The following is a 17,528-nucleotide window of genomic DNA, read 5'->3' on the forward strand; positions in this document are numbered from 1 at the left end:
GGGCAAGCGGTTCAACCGTCGCGGCATGACCAGGGCCCGATCACTGGGCTGCCAGAGTAACAACCCCCAATCCCGCTCGCCGGCACAGACTTCGGCCAACAGATCCTGTTCGGCGCGCAGGCCGACTTCGACGGTAAGGGCTACAGGCAGGGTCATGACAAAAGGTCCGTTTAGTCAGGCCATGAAAAAGCCGGCAATGCCGGCTTGTTCGAACAACGGGAGTCAATCGAGGGTGGAACCGGTGATCACCGGCGTCCCGCGCTCGGGAAAGAACAGCCGCTGCAGCTCGTCGCCGGGGTTCTGCGCACGCATGAACGCTTCGCCGACCAGGAACGAGTACACCTGGCTGATTTCCATCAACTCGACATCGGCCCGGTTGAGGATACCGCTCTCGGTGATCACCAGGCGATCGCGTGGCACCATCGGCAACAGATCGAGAGTGGTTTCCAGGCTGACGTCGAAGGTGTGCAGGTTGCGGTTGTTGATACCGATCAGCGGAGTATCCAGGTGCTTCAGCGCCCGCTCCAGTTCGGCAGCGTCATGGGACTCCACCAGCACATCGAGCCCGACCCCCTTGGCCACCGAGGCCAGCTCGGCCATCTGCCCGTCTTCCAGCGCGGCGACGATCAGCAGGATGCAGTCGGCGCCCATGGCCCGGGCCTCGACGATCTGGTACGGATCGACCATGAAGTCCTTGCGGATCACCGGCAACGTGCAGGCCGCGCGGGCCTGCTGCAGGTACAGGTCCGCCCCCTGGAAATAATCGACGTCGGTCAGCACCGACAGGCAAGTGGCGCCGCCCTTCTCGTAGCTGCTGGCGATTTCCGCCGGGATGAAGTGCTCGCGAATCACGCCCTTGCTCGGCGATGCCTTCTTGATTTCGGCAATGACCGCAGGCTGCTTGCGCTTGGCCTGGTCGAGCAGGGCCTGGGCAAAACCGCGAGGAGCATCGGCGGCGCGAGCCAGGTTTTCCAGCTCGGCCAGGCTCAGGCGCGCACTGCGCTCGGCAACCTCCTCGGCCTTGCGGGCGAGGATCTTCTCCAGAACGGTTGGCACACTCATGCTTCATTCTCCTGCTTGAATACTGCGGTGAACGCGCCCAGCTCCTCGAGTTTTTCCCGGGCCAGCCCGGTGTGCAGCGCATCATGGGCCAGGGCGACGCCTTCCTTGAGGCTGCTGGCGATGTCGGCGGCATACAGCGCGGCACCGGCATTGAGCACGATCATTTCCGCGGCCTTCTGGCCGTTCTCGGTCTTGCGGCGCCCCAAGGCATCGCGGATCAGTTCCAGCGAAGCCGCCGGGCTCTCCACCACAAGGCCATACAGACTCTGGCTCTTTATACCCAAGTCTTCGGGCTGAACCCAATATTCGGTTATTGCACCATTTTTCAGTTCAGCGACGTAGGTCGCTGCCGCCAGGCTGAATTCGTCCAGGCCATCCTGGGAATGCACCACCAGCACATGCTTGCTGCCCAGGCGATGCAGGACTTCCGCCAGCGGCCGGCAAAGTGCCTGGGTGAACACGCCCACCACCTGGTGCTTCACGCCGGCCGGATTCGTAAGCGGGCCAAGCATGTTGAACAGCGTGCGCAGGCCGAGGTCGCGACGCGGACCGGCGGCGTACTTCATTGCGCGGTGGTGGGTCTGGGCGAACATGAAGCCGATGCCGACATTGTCGATGCAGCGGGCGACCTGGACCGGCGTCAGGTTCAGGTAGACACCGGCCGCCTCCAGCAGGTCGGCACTGCCGCTCTTGCCCGAGACCGCCCGGTTGCCATGCTTGGCAACGGTACCGCCAGCCGCCGCGACGACGAAAGCCGACGCGGTGGACACGTTGAAGATATTGGCGCCGTCGCCACCGGTGCCAACCACGTCGACCACGCCGTCAAGGCTCTGCAGTTCGACCTTGTCCGCCAGCTCGCGCATCAAAGACACCGCACCGACGATTTCGTCGATGCTTTCACTCTTCATGCGCATGGCCATCATGAAGGCGCCGATCTGCGCCTCGGTGCACTGCCCGGTCATGATCTCACGCATGACATCGCGCATTTCTTCGGTGCTCAGATCCAGGTGCCCGACGATACGGCTGAGGGCTGTCTTGATATCCATGAAAACTCCTTAGCGCACGCCGCCGGTCTGTTTGAGGAAGTTGGCGAACAACTGGTGACCCTGCTCGGAGAGAATCGACTCGGGATGGAACTGCACCCCTTCGATGTTCAATGTCTTGTGGCGCAGGCCCATGATCTCGTCGACCGAACCGTCTTCCAGCCGGGTCCAGGCGGTCGGTTCCAGGCAATCGGGCAGGGTTTCGCGCTTGACGATCAGCGAGTGGTAGCGGGTGACGGTCAACGGCAGGTTCAAGCCTTCGAATACCCCCTTGCCTTCGTGGTACAGCGGGCTGGTCTTGCCATGCATCACCTGGCGGGCACGCACCACGTCGCCGCCAAAGGCCTGGCCGATGGACTGGTGACCAAGGCACACACCGAGAATCGGCAGCTTGCCGGCGAAGTGCCGGATCGCCTCCAGGGAAATGCCCGCCTCGGTCGGCGTGCAGGGGCCGGGCGACACCACGATGCGCTCGGGCTCGAGGGCTTCGATTTCGGCCACGGTCAGTTCGTCGTTACGCACGACCTTGACGTCCGCGCCCAGCTCACCGAGGTATTGCACGACGTTGTAGGTAAACGAGTCGTAGTTATCGATCATCAGCAACATGACAAAGGGTTCCTCAGGCGTCGGACGCGGGGGTTTGTTCAGCAAGGGCGACCGCACGGAACATCGCGCGACGCTTGTTCAGCGTTTCTTCCCATTCCAGCGCCGGCACCGAGTCGGCGACAATGCCGCCACCGGCCTGCACATGCAGCTCGCCGTCCTTGATCACCGCGGTTCGAATGGCAATCGCGGTGTCCATGTTGCCGTTCCAGGCGTAGTAGCCGACCGCGCCGCCATAGACGCCGCGCTTGACCGGTTCCAGCTCGTCGATGATTTCCATGGCGCGGATCTTCGGCGCGCCGGACAACGTGCCCGCCGGCAGGATCGCCCGCAGCGCGTCCATGGAGGTCAGGCCGTTCTTGAGCTGGCCGGTGACGTTGGAAACGATGTGCATCACGTTGGAGTAGCGCTCGATCACCATCTTCTCGGTGAGCTTCACCGAACCGATCTCGGAAACCCGGCCGGTATCATTGCGGCCCAGATCGATCAGCATCAGGTGCTCGGCGATCTCCTTGTCATCCGACAGCAGATCCTCTTCCAGCGCCCGGTCGGCCTCCTCGGTGGCACCGCGCGGGCGGGTACCGGCAATCGGCCGCACGGTGATCAGGTTGTCCTCGACCCGCACCAGCACCTCCGGCGAACTGCCGACCACGTGGAAGTCACCGAAGTTGAAGAAGTACATGTACGGCGTCGGGTTGAAACAGCGCAGCGCCCGGTACAGATCGATCGGCGCGGCCTTGAAGTCGATGGACATGCGCTGCGATGGCACCACCTGCATGCAGTCACCGGCCAGGATGTATTCCTTGATGGTATCGACCGCCCGCTCGTAGTCACCCTGGGTGAAACTGGAGCGGAACAGCGGATCGGCCGCCGGCGGGCGATCCAGCTCCAGCCCGCGCCGCGGGGTGATCGGCTGGCGCAGTTGCTCGAGCAACTGTTGCAGGCGCGCCTGGCCCAACTCGTAGGCGTTGTCCTGGGCCGGGTCGGCAAGGACGATGGCGTGCATCTTGCCGGCCAGGTTGTCGAATACCACCACCGCATCGGAAACCATCAGCAGGATGTCCGGTACGCCCAACGGATCCGGGTTCGGGCACTTGCCCAGGCGTTTCTCCACATAGCGCACACAGTCATAGCCGAAGTAGCCCACCAGGCCACCGTTGAAGCGCGGCAGGCCAGGGATGGTCGGGACGTTGTAGCGCGCCTTGAATTCCTCGACGAAGGTCAGCGGATCTTCGGCCTCGCAAGCTTCGATCTCGACGCCGTCGTGGCTGACCCGGATCTGGTGCTCATGCACCCGCAACACGGTACGGCAGGGCAGGCCGATGATCGAGTAGCGACCCCACTTCTCGCCGCCCTGCACCGATTCGAGCAGGTAGGAGTTGGGTTGGTCGGCCAGTTTCAGGTAGATCGACAGCGGGGTATCGAAGTCGGCCAGGGTTTCGCAGGCAAGCGGAATGCGGTTGTAGCCGGCAGCGGCCAAACGCAGGAATTCTTCGCGGGTCATCATGTGCCTCGTGGCTTGAGGTTCAAACGGTCAGGTATGCAAACGCGCCGCGCGGAGCGGCCAGATAAATGTCAGGCGCGCCAACGCCAACGGGCCAGGGCCTTGATGACTTTCATCCAGAGTTTGCGAGTGACCACCACGATGGCGTTTCCAGGAGGGGATTGAGTACAGTCCGCCGACATTAGCTCAGCGCCGCCCTCCAGGCAACCGGGAATCAGCGCGCGCAGGTCGTCGATGACCAGCGCCGGCTGCTCCTCGGCGATCGGCCGGCCATGGTTGTAGCCATAGCTGAGGGCCACGCAGGCGACTCCGGCGGCACGGGCGGCCTGCACATCGCTGCGCGAATCGCCTACGAACAGGCTCTGCGAAGCCGGGATACCGGCCATTTTCATGACATGGAACAGCGCGGCCGGATCGGGTTTGCGCTGCGGCAGCGTGTCGCCTCCGATGATCCAGCGAAAGAACCGCCCCAGCTTCATCTCGTCGAGCAGGGGCGCGACGAAACGTTCGGGCTTGTTGGTGATCAGGGCCATTTCCACGCCCTGCTTCTGCATCCAGCCCAGGGTTTCCCGTACACCGGGGTAGACCGTGGTCCGGTCATGGCCGCCGTCATAGGCTTCCATGAACAGCTCCAGAGCCTGCTCGGCGTCGCTTTCGCTCACCGCCGAGTGATCGAGGCCGCCAGCCAGCGCCCGGCGTACCAGCACCGGGGCGCCATTGCCGACCCATTCGCGCACCGCCCCCAGACCGGCAGCGGGCCGTCCCAGAGCGAGCAGCATCTTGTCGACCGCGGCAGCCAGGTCCGGCACCGAGTCGACCAGCGTACCATCCAGATCGAACATCACCAGCTTGGGCAGCCGCCCCGCAAAGAGCTGCTCGAAGGCGCTCATGATCGAGCCAGCGCCAGCTCGGCGCGCATCTTCTCGATGACGTCGCGGTAGTCCGGAGCGTTGAAGATCGCCGAACCGGCGACGAAGGTGTCGGCCCCGGCGGCGGCGATTTCGCGAATGTTGTTCACGTTCACCCCACCGTCGATTTCCAGGCGGATATCCCGACCGGAGGCATCGATCAGCGCGCGCGCCTCACGCAGCTTGTCGAGGGTACCGGGAATGAATTTCTGCCCGCCAAAACCGGGGTTGACGCTCATCAGCAGGACCATGTCGACCTTGTCCATCACATACTTGAGCACATCCAGCGGCGTGGCCGGGTTGAACACCAGGCCGGCCTTGCAGCCGCCATCGCGGATCAGTTGCAGGGAGCGGTCGACGTGCAGGGTGGCTTCGGGATGGAAGGTGATATAGGTCGCACCGGCCTCGATGAAGTCGCCGATGATGCGATCCACCGGACTGACCATCAGGTGCGCGTCGATCGGCGCGGTAATACCGTACTTGCGCAACGCCGCGCAGACCATCGGGCCGATGGTCAGGTTGGGGACGTAGTGGTTGTCCATGACATCGAAGTGCACGATGTCGGCGCCGGCGGCAAGAACGTTGTCCACTTCCTCACCCAGGCGGGCGAAATCGGCGGAAAGAATCGACGGAGCAATTGCGAAGGGCTGCATGACGCACCTTTTTGAGCGGAATCACGGTGGCGCGCATTGTATACCTCATGTTTCGCCCCGCGCACCGTGACCGCGATAATTGGCCGCACATCCAGCAGGCTTACGCCTACGACTTTGGTCGCTTCCGCAATACTACAGGCCCCTGTGGGAGCCGGCTTGCTGGCGATCCGCCGAAGGCGGCCATCCGATACATCAATGGCGTCCGCGCGGCCGCTATCGCCAGCAAGCGGAGCGCCGCCCGGCCGGCTCCCACATTGACCGCGCCTGGCTCGGAAGGCCGCTTGCCCGCGAATAGCCGCCTTCAGGCCTGGGTGGTACGCAGCTTCTCGCTACGCCCACGCAGCCATTCCAGGGTCAGCAGCAGGATCACCGAGAAGGCGATCAGCAAGGTCGCGGCGGCGGCGATGGTCGGGCTGAGGTTTTCACGGATGCCGCTGAACATCTGCCGTGGCAATGTCGCCTGCTCCGGGCCGGCGAGGAACAGCGTCACCACCACTTCGTCGAACGAGGTGGCAAAGGCGAACAGCGCCCCGGAAATCACTCCCGGCGCGATCAGCGGCAGGGTCACCCGGCGGAACGTCGTCAGGGGCGAGGCCCCCAGGCTGGCCGCGGCACGCACCAGGTTGTGGTTGAACCCCTGCAGGGTCGCCGAGACGGTGATGATCACGAAGGGCACGCCCAGTACCGCATGCACCACGATCAACGACGAAAAGCTGTTACCCAGCCCCAACGGCGCAAAGAACAGGTAGCTGGCCACACCGATGATCACCACCGGCACCACCATCGGCGAAATCACCAGGGCCATCACCAGCGGCTTGCCGGGAAAGTTGCCGCGGGTCAGGCCGATGGCCGCCAGGGTACCGAACACCATCGCCAGCGCCGTCGCCGCCGGGGCGACGATGATGCTGTTCTTCAGGGCGCGCATCCACTCGGCGGAGGCGAAGAAATCCTGGTACCAGTGCAGCGAGAAGCCTTGCAGCGGATAGACCAGGAAGCTGCCGGCATTGAACGACAGCGGCACGATCACCAGCACCGGCAGGACCAGGAACAACAGGATCAACCCGCACAGGATGCGCAAGCTGTAGAACCACACCCGCTCGACGGGCGACATGTAGGGGCTGAGCATTTCGATTCTCTCCTTAACCCAGGCTCAGGCGGCTTGCGCCCACCAGCCGGCTGTAGATCAGGTACAGCACCACGGTCGCCAGCAGCAGCAGGCCGCCCAGCGCCGTCGCCATGCCCCAGTTGATGCTGGTGTTGGTGTAGAAGGCGACGAAATAACTGACCATCTGATCGTTCGGGCTGCCCAGCAGCGCGGGGGTGATGTAGTAGCCGATAGCCAGGATGAACACCAGCAGGCAACCGGCGCCGACACCGGCATAGGTCTGCGGGAAGTACACCCGCCAGAAGCTGGCGAACGGGTGGCAACCCAGGGAAATCGCCGCGCGCATGTAGGTCGGCGAGATGCCCTTCATCACGCTGTAGATCGGCAGGATCATGAACGGCAGCAGGATGTGCACCATCGAGATGTAGACCCCGGTGCGGTTGAACACCAGTTCCAGCGGCTTGTCGATCACCCCCATGGCCATCAGGGCGCTGTTGATCAGGCCGCCCGACTGCAACAACACGATCCACGCCGCGACCCGTACCAGGATCGAGGTCCAGAACGGCAGCAGCACCAGGATCATCAACAGGTTGCTCTTGCGCGCCGGCAGGTTCGCCAGCAGGTAGGCCAGCGGGTAAGCCAGGACCAGGCAGATCGCGGTGATCACCAGGCCCATCCAGAACGTGCGGGCAAAGATATCGAGGTAGATGGCCTGGTCGGGGGTGGCCGGGGCCAGTTCGCCAAGGTCGTCGATGCGGTGATCGACGGCCGCCAGCAGGTAATAGGGGGTGACACTACTGGTATTGCGCCGGATCGCCTGCCAGTACGCCGGATCGCCCCAACGTTCATCGAGGGCTTCCAGGGCTTCCTTGTAAGAGGCCGGTTCGGTCTTGAACGGCAGCGAGCGGGCGGTCTTGGTCAGCAGGCTGCGGTAGCCGGCCAGTTCCATGTTCAGGCGCTTGGACAGGTCGCCCAGGTTCTGGTTCTTGCGGGCCTCCCCCAGTTCTTCACCGAGGGCCTTGTAAGCCGCCTCGCCAGGCAAGCCTTTGCCATCCCAGGCCGACACGGCCGCCACGGTACGTGGCAGGGCACTGACCACCTCGGGGTTGCCGACGCTCTTGTAGAGCAGCGCGACGATAGGCACCAGGAACACCAGCAGCAGGAACAGCACCAGCGGCGCGATCAGGGCCTGGGCCTTCCAGCGGTTGACCCGCTCGGCGCGCGCCAGGCGCTGCTTCAGGGTGGGACTGGTCCCCTCGTTCAGAGGAACGGTGATGGCCATGACGAACTCCGGAAATCTTTGATCAATCGAGAATGCAGCGACACATCGGTGCGAGGGGGCTTGCCCCCGTTCGGCTGCACAGCAGCCGTAAAACCATGCAATGCGGTGTACCTGATACACCACAGGCACCGGTTTCAGGGCCGCTTCGCGACCCAACGGGGGCAAGCCCCCTCGCCACCCCGCTCACGCCTGCAAGAGGACGAGTCGGGGGTTACTTGGCCGCCCAGGCGTTGAAGCGCTGCTCCAGTTGCTCGCCGTTGTCAGCCCAGAAGCTGACGTCGATCTGCACCTGGTTGGCGATGTTTTCCGGCGTGGTCGGCATATCCTTGAGGATGTCCTTGGCCAGCAGCGGTACCGCCTGGGTGTTGGCCGGGCCGTAGGCGATATTTTCCGAGTAGGTCTTCTGCTGCTGCGGCATCACCGAGAAGGCGATGAACTTCTTCGCCACATCGGCACGCGCCTTGTCCAGGCCCTTCGGAATGGCCCAGGCATCGAAGTCGTAGATGCCGCCGTTCCATACCACCTTCAGATTGCTTTCCTTCTGCACCGCGGCGATCCGGCCGTTGTAGGCCGAGCTCATCACCACGTCGCCCGAAGCGAGGTACTGCGGCGGCTGGGCGCCGGCTTCCCACCACTGGATGTAGGGCTTGAGTTCATCGAGCTTCTTGAATGCGCGATCCTGGCCGTCCTTGCCGGCCAACACCTTGTAGACGTCTTTCGGCGCAACGCCGTCAGCCATCAGGGCGAATTCCAGAGTGTACTTGGCACCCTTGCGCAGGCCGCGCTTGCCCGGGAATTTCTTGGTGTCCCAGAAATCGGCCCAACTGGTTGGCGCGGAGGCGAGCTTGTCGGCGTTGTAGGCCAGCACGGTCGACCAGACGAAGAAACCTACGCCGCACGGTTGGATGGCCCCCTTGACGTAGTCTTCGGTCTTGCCGAACAGCGCCGGGTCCAGTTGCTCGAACATGTCTTCGTCACAACCGCGGGACAGCTCCGGCGACTCGACCTCCACCAGGTCCCAGGACACGCTCTTGGTGTCGACCATGGCCTTGACCTTGGCCATCTCGCCGTTGTACTCGCCGGCGACGATCTTGCCGTTGCCCGCCTGCGCCTCCCAAGGGGCATAGAACGCCTTGACCTGGGCCGCCTTGTTCGCGCCACCAAAGGACACCACGGTCAGGTCGGTCGCCGCCATGGCATTTGCCGCGCACATCAGCCCTACTGCGAGGGCACTGAATTTCAGGGATTTGAGCATTATTCTTCTCTCCACGAGTGCAGGTTGGTGAAGCAGGGGGCGATGAATTCGCCTCTTGGGGTACAGCGCTTCAGCTGGCGTCAAGCACGGGGTCCAGCGCGCGAACGTGCTCGACCTGCCAGCCAAGGGGTACGACATCGCCGACCGCCAGCGCCGGGTCCAGCTCGGCGATGGGCTGTTTCACGAAGAAGTCGGTCTTGCCGCAGACTTCCAGGCGCACGCGAACGTGGTCGCCCAGGTAGATGAATTCCGCCACGCGCCCGGAGAAACGGTTGACGCAGGACTCACTGGAACCGTTGAGGCTGATGCGCTCGGGGCGGATCGACAGGGTCACCGGCTCGCCGGCCTTGCCGACATTCACCGCCAGGGCCTCGACCTTCTCGCCACGGCTCAGCTCAACCACGCAGCGCTCACCGTCGTGGCTGTGCAGACGCCCGCTGAGGCGGTTGTTCTCACCGATGAAGTTGGCGACGAAGGTGTTGCGCGGCTCTTCATAAAGCGTACGGGGTGGCGCGATCTGCTGGATCTCGCCCTGGTGGAACACCGCCACCCGGTCGGACATGGTCAGGGCTTCGCCCTGGTCGTGGGTCACGTAGACCACGGTCACGCCGAGGCGTTGGTGCAGGTGCTTGATCTCCATCTGCATGTGTTCACGCAGTTGCTTGTCCAGCGCGCCCAGCGGCTCGTCCATCAGCACCAGCTGCGGTTCGAACACCAGCGCCCGGGCCAGAGCCACCCGCTGCTGCTGGCCACCGGACAGTTGCGCCGGGTAGCGCTGGGCGAACTTGTCGAGCTGAACCATGCCCAGCACACGCTTGACCCGCTCGCTGATGTCGGTCTTGCTCAGACCGCGCACGGTCAGCGGGAATGCCAGGTTCTCGGCCACGGTCATGTGCGGGAACAGCGCATAGTTCTGGAACACCATGCCGATGTCGCGCTTGTGCGGCGGTACGTTGTTGATGGAGCGTCCGGCCAGTTGGATCTCGCCGGCGGTCGGGGTTTCGAAGCCGGCCAGCATCATCAGGCTGGTGGTCTTGCCGGAACCGGAAGGCCCGAGCAAGGTAAGGAATTCGCCCTTGCGAATGTCCAGGTTGAGGTCCTTGACGATCAGGTTCTCGCCATCGTAGCTCTTCTGCACACCACGAAAGCTGACCAGGATGTCCTTGCCCCCAGCGCTTGAATCAACCTCGCTCATACCCACACCTTTTTGTTTTGACTGCCGTGGTCTAAGCCTAGTGAAGGCTGCACACAGCGCAAATCGGGGGGTGTGAGAGATTGTCCTCAGCAGTCTGGAAGAGTTGCTGTAGGGATCGCCCTACAAGGATGACGCAATTGGATAAGCCGAGAAGCACTTTGCCATGACCGCCCGCATAACAGCGTCAACCAACCGCCTGCCGCTGTCGCTAATGGATATGCCGGCGCTTTTCCGTCGGGCCCGCGTCAGAGCAACTTGTGTTCCATGGCGTACTTCACCAGCTCGGCCAGGGAGGTGACATTGAGCTTCTGCATCAGCCTGGCCTTGTGGGTGCTGATGGTCTTGCTGCTCAGCGCCAGTTGCTGGGCGATATCGTTCACGTTGGCCCCCTGGGCCAGGCGCTCGAATACCGAGAATTCGCGTTCCGAGAGCAGCGCGTGCAGTGGCCGCGAGTCGGTCAGGCCGACCTCGAAGACCATCCGGTCGGCCAGCTCCGGGTCGATGTAGCGCCCGCCCGCCGCCACCTTGCGAATGGCGGTCAGCAGCAGGGATGGATCGCTGTCCTTGGTCGCATAACCGGCAGCGCCGATCTTGAGGGCCCGAGCGGCCATCTGCGCCTCGTCGTGCATCGACAGCACGAGAATGGCCGGCGGCTCGCTCAACGCGCGGATCCGCGGAATGGCTTCCAGGCCGTTGACACCGGGCATCGAGATATCCAGCAACACCACCTCGCAGGGCGTGTGCCGCAAGGCCTCCATCAGTTGCTCGCCATTGCTCGCCTCCCCCACCACCTGCAGGTCCCTGGCCAGGCCGATCAACTGCTTGATGCCCTCGCGGACGATGGTGTGGTCTTCGGCTACCAGTACGCGGATCACGTTCTACTCCTGCTCGGTCAAAAGGCTCATGTGGCCTGCGGCGGATCCAACGGTACACGAACACTCAGGGTCGTGCCCTCGCCAACGCCGCTTTCCAGCGACAGGCTGCCGCCCAGCATCAGCACCCGCTCACGCATGCCGACCAGGCCGAACGAGGTCGGCCGGCCGCTGGACGCGGCGAACCCCACGCCATCGTCGCTGATGGTCAGGCACAGGTCCTGCCCGTCGATCGTCAGCGTCAGTTCCACAGTATGCGCCCGGGCGTGGCGCATGACATTGGTCAGCGCCTCCTGGAGAATCCGGAACAACCCGGTGGCCTTGGCATCGCTGAGTGCCGGCAGGTTTTCCGGGACCTGCACCAGACACGGGATCTGCGTGCGGGCCTCGAAGCGCCGCGCCTGCCACTCGATCGCCGAGGCGATGCCGGCATCGAGAATCGGCGGACGCAAGGCGGTCGCGACATCGCGGACCAGCTGGAACAACTGCGCGATCAGCTTTTTCATGCTGTTCAGGCGCTCGTTGAGCCCGGGGTCCAGCTCGGCATAGGCCAGTTCGCACATGGAGGTTTCCAGCTTGAGCACCGTCAGCATCTGCCCCAGCTCATCGTGGACCTCCCGGGCGATGCGGGCCTTCTCCTCCTCCCGGACACTCTCCAGGTGCGCCGACAGCTCGCGCAATTGCTCGCGGGAGCTGGCCAGTTCCAACTCGATGCGCTTGCTCTCGCTGATATCCCAGACGATCCCGTCCCAGACCATGGTGCCATCCGCCAGGCGGCGGGTGATGGCCTTGATCTCGGCCCAGCGCTGCCGGCCTTCGCGGGTCAGGATACGGCCCTGCCAGGACCAGTCGCTGCCGGAATCGATCGCCAGGTCCTGGACCCGATGATAGTCGGCACGGTCGTCCGGATGGACCACACTGCGCAGGCCAACCTCCTGCCGACGCAGGATGGCCGGCGCATGGCCCACCAGGCTTTCGCTGCCTTCACTGATATACGGGAAATACAGTTCGCCGGTCTGCGGCACCCGCTCCAGGCGAAACACCAGGCCCGGGACATTGGCCGCGATCCCCTTGAGCCGCGCCTCGCTCTCCTGCAACGCGGCCAGGGCACGACGGCGCTCGGTGACGTCGTTGAGATAGACCACCAGGTACTCGCCGTCGCGAAAACGCAGGAAGCTCAGGGAAACATCGGCCGGCAGGATGCTGCCATCGGCACGCAGGCATTGGGTCTCGAAGCTCTGCGGCGCCTCGTCACTGGCCCGGGCGCGCTTCCACAGGTTCAGCCAGCGATCCATGTGCAGGTTCGGCTCGAAGTCGATCAGCGGCCGGTCGAACAACGCGCCGGGGGGATAGCCGAGCATCTCCTCGGCCGCCCGGTTGGCATAACGCACGTGGCTGTCCCAGTTGACCCAGAGAATACCCACGGTGCTCTGGTCGATGGAGAACTGGGTCAGGCGCAGGGCCTCCTCGCTGGCCTCGCGCCGGGCCAGGTCTTCGCGGGCGGCGAGCAGGGCCTGCTCAAGACTGCGTTGCTGGCGGCGCAACCAGAACACGATGGCCAGGCCCGCCAGAAACATCACCGCCAGCAACAGGCACAGGTTCTGCCAGAAGCCCGGCGATGCCGACAGGCGCGGGTATTTGGGCTGCAACCAGCGCAGATGGAGCTGATCAAGATCCCGAGCCGGTATCGCATGCAACGCCTTCTCGACGATGCCCGCCAGTTCCGGCCAGTCGCGTCGACTGGCCACCCGCAACAGCTGCGGCAGGCCGATATCGCCGACCACCGCCAGCCCGGCGAACTCCTCCTCGCCGGACAGGCGACTGAGTTGCGCCTCATCGACCACGGCATAGCGGGCCTGCTGGCTCAGCAGCAGTTGCAGGGCCTGGCGCTCCGCCGGGACGCCCTGCAGGTTGAGATTGCTGTAGGTACTGCGCAGGTAATCGGCAATCGCACTGGGCATGCGCACGGCGACCCGGGTCTGGCTGTCGAGCTTTTCCAGTTCCACCGCCCCGGCACCGTTACGCTCGCCGACCACCAACTGCGGCACCCGCATGTACGGGTCGGAAAACAGCCAGAGGCGCAGGCCGGCCGGCGTCTGGGTCAACCCCGGGGCGAGATCGACCTCGTCCTCTTCCAGGGCCTTTTCCAACTGGGCCTGGTCGGGAAAGTTACGCCAGGTCAGCTCGACATTCATTGCCTTGGCCAGCCACTGCATCAGCTCGACATTGGCCCCCGACAGGCGCTGCAGCCGCCGGTCGTACTGCGCATAGGGTGCCTGCAACACCAGCCCGACCCGCAACTGGCGGTGCCCGTCGAGCCAGCGGTGCTGCTCGGCGGACAGGGACAGACCGTTTCCGGCAGGTGCCGGCGCTGCCCAGGCCATCAAGGGAAGACACAGCCAGCCGATAACCCAAAGACAGCAAAAACGCATGATTCGACTCATCCACACTGACAAATACTGACCAACCCATTAGGCTGCCAGGATTACCTCTGGCCTGGAAAATCCGATGCCCCCTGTCTACCGCTCGGCACTGCCTGCGCTGTGCCTGTCGATGATCCTACCGCTTGCCACGCCGGTCCTGGCGGCAGACCCGGCCCCCGCACCGGCGAAAGACGCGCCGGCCGAGAAGGCGGCCGAACGCCAGTCGTTGCCCGAGCGCAGCCAGGAAGACGCCACCGCCCTGGAGCGGCAGCTACCGCAGCAGGAACAGCAACAGTTGCAGGCGGCCGGCGACACCTTCCTCGCCTTGTGGAAGCTGGCCAACACGCCAACCCCCAACGGTGCGGTGATCATAATTCCCGGTGCCGGCGAAACCGCTGACTGGCCTCAAGCCATCGCGCCCTTGCGCAACAAATTGCCTGACGCCCGGTGGAGCAGCCTGAGTCTGACACTCCCGGACCTGCAAAGCGACGCCTCCCTGCCGCGGGTAGTCGAAGCACCAAAGCCCGCCGAGCCGGCAGCGAGCAACAGCAAGGACGCCAGCACCACCAGCAAGCCGATCGAACAGGCGGCCAGCGCCGAAGCCGACACCCCCGACCTGGCCCCCGCGGCCACCGCCGAAGACCCGCTCAAGGGGGATGCCGAACGGATCTTTGCCCGTTTCGACGCCGCCATTGCCTACGCCCAACAGCAGAATGCCCGCAGCATCGTATTGCTGGGGCATGGAACCGGTGCCTACTGGGCAACCCGCTATCTGATCGAGAAAGCCTCGCCGCAAGTGCAGAAGCTGGTACTGGTGGCCGCGCAGACACCAGCCAGCGCCAAGACCGATCTGGCGCAACTGACACCCGACCTGAAAGTGCCGACCGCCGATTTCTTCTACCAGGACAAGGCGCTGGATCGCAAAACCGCCCTGCTGCGCCTGCAGGCCAGCAAACGCCAGAAGACCTCCAGCTACACCCAGGTGAGCCTGAAGGCGATACCGGGCAACCCGGGCCAGGAGCAGTTGGTCCGCCGGGTACGTGGCTACCTGAACCCGCAGGATCAGGAAAGCCAGTAACCCGCCTGGACGTCAGCGAAAATCCCGGCGCTCGCGGATCAGCGCGTAGGCCTGATGCAGCTCCCGGGTTTTCTCGGTGGCTTCCTGCACCTGGGCCGGGGTCGCGCCGGTCCCGGCCACCTTGTCCGGGTGGTGGCGACTGAGCAGGCGGCGATACGCCCGCTTGATCTGCACCGGTTCGCTGGTAGGCGTCACCCCGAGCACCCGCAAGGCATCCTGGTAGCTGCCGGCACTGCTCATCAGCGGCTTGCGGCTGGGCTCGTAGTCACTGGCCAGGGCCTGGACCTGCTGCGTCGTCCAGCCCAGCCACTTGCCCCAGAGCAGAATCAGCTCGCGCTCCTCCCGCCCGGCCCGGCCGTCGGCCCAGACCATTCGCCAGCAGGCGCGCAGCACACCCTCGGCGGCATGGGGCTGGGCCTTGAGGTGGCGCAGGTAACCACGCAGATGATCCGCCCCCGACTTGCCCCGGTTGAACGCGGCAATCGCCCGGCGCTGGGCCGGCTCGCCCATGTCCAACTGACGCATCTCCTGACGCGCCTGCTGGATATGCCCGTCGACCACCCGCCCATCACTCTTGGCCAGCCGCCCGAGCAGGACGAACAGCAACTCGTCGTTGCGCAGCGCCGGTTTGCCGCCCAGGCGCTCGCGCAGGTGCGCCCAACTGTGCAACTGCAGGCGTCGATCCAGCGCCTGCCCCAACAACGCGCCCAACATGGCCCCCGGAATGCTGGCGATGGCAAAGCCCGCCCCGGCCCCAATCAGAGTCCCTGGCCACAACATATCAGCGTCTCTCTTCCAGCAATTGCTCGACTTGTGCCAGGCGCTCCACGGTGCCGACATCAACCCAGTGCCCCTCAAGGCGCTCGCCACTCACCTGCCCGCGGGCCATGGCCTCGCGCAACAACGGCGCCAGCTTGAACGCTCCCGCGCTGCAGCCGGAAAACAGTTGCGGGTGCAGCACCGAGATGCCGCTGAAGGTCAGCCTGGGCAGATCCGCCCGGTCGTTGAACAGGCGACCGTCGAGCAGCGCAAAGTCTCCACCTGACGGATGATGCGGCGGGTTGTCGACCATCACCAGGTGGGCCAGGCCCTCCAACGGGCGGCGCAACGCCGCAAAATCATAATCGGTCCAGATATCGCCATTGACCACCAGAAAGGGCTCGTCGCCCAGCAACGGCAGCGCGCGGAAAATCCCGCCACCGGTCTCCAGCGGCTCGCCTTCCGGCGAATAGGCGATATTCAGGCCATAACGCGAACCGTCGCCGAGATAATCCTCGATCTGCTGGCCGAGCCAGGCATGGTTGATGACGACCTCGCCGAAGCCGGCCGCCGCCAGCGCCCGCAGGTGATAGTCGATCAGCGGAACGCCCTTGGCCCGGATCAGCGGCTTGGGCGTATGCAGGGTCAACGGACGCATGCGCTCGCCCTTGCCTGCGGCCAGAATCATCGCCCTCATAGCGTCGCACCGACCGGCAGACGCAGACTGTCGAGCAGTTCACCCAACTCGGCCAGCTCCGGCCGGCGTGCCAGCACCGCGTCGATATAAGCGAAGAAGCGCGGCACGTCCGCCAGGTAGCGCGGCTTGCCATCGCGGTGGCAGATACGGGCAAAGATACCGATCACCTTCAGGTGGCGCTGCACCCCCATCAGGTCGCTGGCCCGGCGGAACACCTCGAAATCCGCCTGGACCGGGATGCCTTGCTGGCGAGCACGCTCCCAGTAGCCCCGCAGCCAGTCGGCAACCCGAGCCTCGGGCCAACTGAGGAACGCATCCTTGAACAGGCAGGTGATGTCGTAGGTCACCGGACCGTAGACCGCATCCTGAAAGTCCAGCACCCCGGGATTGGGCTCGCTCAGCATCAGGTTGCGCGGCATGTAGTCGCGGTGCACCAGCACCTTCGGCTGTGCCAGGGCACTGTCGATCAGCAGCGTGCTGACCCGTTGCCACAGCTCCGCTTGCCGTGGACTGAAGACGGTGCCCAGCTCACGCCCCACATACCACTCGGGGAACAGCTCCAGCTCGCGACGCAGCAGGGCGACGTCATAGCTCGGCAGGTCGGCATCCATCGGCAACTGCTGGAAAGCCAGCAAAGCATCGATGGCATCGTCGAACAGGGCATCGGCGTTTTCGCCGTCGATCGCATCCAGATAGGTCTGGTTGCCCAGATCGTTGAGCAGAAGAAAGCCGTTTTCCAGGTCCTGCGCATGAATTTCCGGCACGTTGATACCGGACTTCGCCAGCAGATGGGCGATATCCACGAAAGGCTTGCAGTTTTCCCGAGGCGGCGGCGCATCCATCACGATGAAGCTGCGACCCTCGCCCCGCCAGCGGAAATACCGGCGGAAACTCGCGTCGCTGCTGGCCGCGGTCAATGTGGCCTCCGGGACGCCACCCCAGCCCTTGGCCAGGAACAGGGCTGCCAGTTGCTCATCCAGCCAAACTTTCAGGTGTTGCAAACGTAGATCTTGGTCGGGCATTGCTAAGGGTCTCCGACGGCGCTAGCCGTCAAGCGGGTCATGCTTTATTATCCAGCATCTTTTTCAG

General features: G+C 64.3%; 16 protein-coding genes and 1 pseudogene. 1 reads left to right on the forward strand and 16 read right to left on the reverse strand.

Annotation, left to right across the window (positions count from 1 at the left end; translation table 11 throughout):
- From K675_RS30475 to K675_RS0107385, 13 genes and pseudogenes are all read right to left on the reverse strand, one after another.
- A pseudogene (locus tag K675_RS30475) lies at window positions 1–156 on the reverse strand (lipoate--protein ligase family protein); the annotation flags it as partial.
- 66 nt (window positions 157–222) lie between these two features.
- The gene (gene trpC, locus K675_RS0107330) at window positions 223–1,062 is read right to left on the reverse strand and encodes an indole-3-glycerol phosphate synthase TrpC (RefSeq protein WP_017902863.1); all 840 of its coding nucleotides are present in this window, start codon (window positions 1,060–1,062) and stop codon (window positions 223–225) included.
- Window positions 1,059–2,108, reverse strand: a complete 1,050-nt coding sequence (trpD, locus tag K675_RS0107335) for an anthranilate phosphoribosyltransferase (protein WP_017902864.1) — start codon at window positions 2,106–2,108, stop codon at window positions 1,059–1,061. The genes trpC and trpD overlap by 4 nt, the downstream gene beginning before the upstream one ends.
- Window positions 2,109–2,117: 9 nt before the next feature.
- Window positions 2,118–2,711, reverse strand: a complete 594-nt coding sequence (locus tag K675_RS0107340) for an aminodeoxychorismate/anthranilate synthase component II (RefSeq protein ID WP_017902865.1) — start codon at window positions 2,709–2,711, stop codon at window positions 2,118–2,120.
- Between the two features lie 13 nt (window positions 2,712–2,724).
- Window positions 2,725–4,212, reverse strand: a complete 1,488-nt coding sequence (gene trpE, locus K675_RS0107345) for an anthranilate synthase component I (protein ID WP_017902866.1) — start codon at window positions 4,210–4,212, stop codon at window positions 2,725–2,727.
- 71 nt (window positions 4,213–4,283) lie between these two features.
- A complete protein-coding gene (locus K675_RS0107350; RefSeq protein ID WP_017902867.1) occupies window positions 4,284–5,102 on the reverse strand; it encodes a phosphoglycolate phosphatase in 819 nt (272 codons plus the stop codon).
- Window positions 5,099–5,773, reverse strand: coding sequence for a ribulose-phosphate 3-epimerase (rpe, locus tag K675_RS0107355; protein WP_017902868.1), 675 nt, complete (start codon window positions 5,771–5,773; stop codon window positions 5,099–5,101). The genes K675_RS0107350 and rpe overlap by 4 nt, the downstream gene beginning before the upstream one ends.
- Window positions 5,774–6,074: 301 nt before the next feature.
- The gene (locus tag K675_RS0107360; protein ID WP_017902869.1) at window positions 6,075–6,899 is read right to left on the reverse strand and encodes an ABC transporter permease; all 825 of its coding nucleotides are present in this window, start codon (window positions 6,897–6,899) and stop codon (window positions 6,075–6,077) included.
- A gap of 13 nt (window positions 6,900–6,912) precedes the next feature.
- Window positions 6,913–8,160 carry an ABC transporter permease gene (locus K675_RS0107365; RefSeq protein ID WP_017902870.1) on the reverse strand — a complete coding sequence of 416 codons (1,248 nt, stop codon included), beginning with the start codon at window positions 8,158–8,160 and terminating at the stop codon, window positions 6,913–6,915.
- A gap of 211 nt (window positions 8,161–8,371) precedes the next feature.
- Window positions 8,372–9,415, reverse strand: a complete 1,044-nt coding sequence (locus K675_RS0107370) for an ABC transporter substrate-binding protein (protein ID WP_017902871.1) — start codon at window positions 9,413–9,415, stop codon at window positions 8,372–8,374.
- A gap of 70 nt (window positions 9,416–9,485) precedes the next feature.
- A complete protein-coding gene (locus K675_RS0107375; protein WP_017902872.1) occupies window positions 9,486–10,610 on the reverse strand; it encodes an ABC transporter ATP-binding protein in 1,125 nt (374 codons plus the stop codon).
- Window positions 10,611–10,855: 245 nt separating this feature from the next.
- On the reverse strand, window positions 10,856–11,485 hold the full coding sequence (locus K675_RS0107380) for a response regulator (protein ID WP_017902873.1): 630 nt from the start codon (window positions 11,483–11,485) through the stop codon (window positions 10,856–10,858).
- A 26-nt stretch (window positions 11,486–11,511) separates the two neighbouring features.
- Complete coding sequence (locus tag K675_RS0107385; RefSeq protein WP_080635319.1) at window positions 11,512–13,926, reverse strand: PAS domain-containing sensor histidine kinase; 2,415 nt, start codon at window positions 13,924–13,926, stop codon at window positions 11,512–11,514.
- A 64-nt stretch (window positions 13,927–13,990) separates the two neighbouring features.
- Here K675_RS0107385 and K675_RS0107390 point away from each other — a divergent pair, with 64 nt between their 5' ends.
- Window positions 13,991–14,983, forward strand: coding sequence for an alpha/beta hydrolase family protein (locus K675_RS0107390; RefSeq protein ID WP_017902875.1), 993 nt, complete (start codon window positions 13,991–13,993; stop codon window positions 14,981–14,983).
- Window positions 14,984–14,995: 12 nt separating this feature from the next.
- On the opposite strand, the gene K675_RS0107395 is transcribed toward K675_RS0107390, so the two are convergent.
- Genes K675_RS0107395 through K675_RS0107405 form a run of 3 tightly spaced genes read right to left on the reverse strand, consistent with a single transcriptional unit; the run spans window position 14,996 to window position 17,461 of the window.
- Window positions 14,996–15,763 (reverse strand): TerB family tellurite resistance protein, encoded by a 768-nt coding sequence (locus K675_RS0107395; RefSeq protein WP_017902876.1) that lies wholly within the window; start codon window positions 15,761–15,763, stop codon window positions 14,996–14,998.
- A 1-nt stretch (window position 15,764) separates the two neighbouring features.
- Entirely contained in the window at window positions 15,765–16,439 is a 675-nt protein-coding gene (gene murU / locus K675_RS0107400; RefSeq protein WP_026145006.1) for an N-acetylmuramate alpha-1-phosphate uridylyltransferase MurU, read from the reverse strand.
- Complete coding sequence (locus K675_RS0107405; RefSeq protein WP_026145007.1) at window positions 16,436–17,461, reverse strand: aminoglycoside phosphotransferase family protein; 1,026 nt, start codon at window positions 17,459–17,461, stop codon at window positions 16,436–16,438. The genes murU and K675_RS0107405 overlap by 4 nt, the downstream gene beginning before the upstream one ends.
- Window positions 17,462–17,528 lie beyond the last annotated feature (67 nt).

Source organism: Pseudomonas fuscovaginae SE-1, assembly GCF_000364705.1.
Lineage (GTDB): Bacteria > Pseudomonadota > Gammaproteobacteria > Pseudomonadales > Pseudomonadaceae > Aquipseudomonas > Aquipseudomonas fuscovaginae_A.

Excerpts from the sequence above, each read along its gene's own strand:
- K675_RS0107340 (WP_017902865.1), bottom strand. The coding sequence starts at position 2,711 with ATGTTGCTGATGATCGATAACTACGACTCGTTTACCTACAACGTCGTG.
- trpE (WP_017902866.1), bottom strand. The coding sequence starts at position 4,212 with ATGACCCGCGAAGAATTCCTGCGTTTGGCCGCTGCCGGCTACAACCGC.
- murU (WP_026145006.1), bottom strand. The coding sequence starts at position 16,439 with ATGAGGGCGATGATTCTGGCCGCAGGCAAGGGCGAGCGCATGCGTCCG.
- K675_RS0107360 (WP_017902869.1), bottom strand. The coding sequence starts at position 6,899 with ATGCTCAGCCCCTACATGTCGCCCGTCGAGCGGGTGTGGTTCTACAGC.
- K675_RS0107390 (WP_017902875.1), top strand. The coding sequence starts at position 13,991 with ATGCCCCCTGTCTACCGCTCGGCACTGCCTGCGCTGTGCCTGTCGATG.
- K675_RS0107405 (WP_026145007.1), bottom strand. The coding sequence starts at position 17,461 with ATGCCCGACCAAGATCTACGTTTGCAACACCTGAAAGTTTGGCTGGAT.
- K675_RS0107370 (WP_017902871.1), bottom strand. The coding sequence starts at position 9,415 with ATGCTCAAATCCCTGAAATTCAGTGCCCTCGCAGTAGGGCTGATGTGC.
- K675_RS0107350 (WP_017902867.1), bottom strand. The coding sequence starts at position 5,102 with ATGAGCGCCTTCGAGCAGCTCTTTGCGGGGCGGCTGCCCAAGCTGGTG.
- trpC (WP_017902863.1), bottom strand. The coding sequence starts at position 1,062 with ATGAGTGTGCCAACCGTTCTGGAGAAGATCCTCGCCCGCAAGGCCGAG.
- rpe (WP_017902868.1), bottom strand. The coding sequence starts at position 5,773 with ATGCAGCCCTTCGCAATTGCTCCGTCGATTCTTTCCGCCGATTTCGCC.
- K675_RS0107395 (WP_017902876.1), bottom strand. The coding sequence starts at position 15,763 with ATGTTGTGGCCAGGGACTCTGATTGGGGCCGGGGCGGGCTTTGCCATC.
- K675_RS0107385 (WP_080635319.1), bottom strand. The coding sequence starts at position 13,926 with ATGAGTCGAATCATGCGTTTTTGCTGTCTTTGGGTTATCGGCTGGCTG.
- K675_RS0107365 (WP_017902870.1), bottom strand. The coding sequence starts at position 8,160 with ATGGCCATCACCGTTCCTCTGAACGAGGGGACCAGTCCCACCCTGAAG.
- trpD (WP_017902864.1), bottom strand. The coding sequence starts at position 2,108 with ATGGATATCAAGACAGCCCTCAGCCGTATCGTCGGGCACCTGGATCTG.
- K675_RS0107375 (WP_017902872.1), bottom strand. The coding sequence starts at position 10,610 with ATGAGCGAGGTTGATTCAAGCGCTGGGGGCAAGGACATCCTGGTCAGC.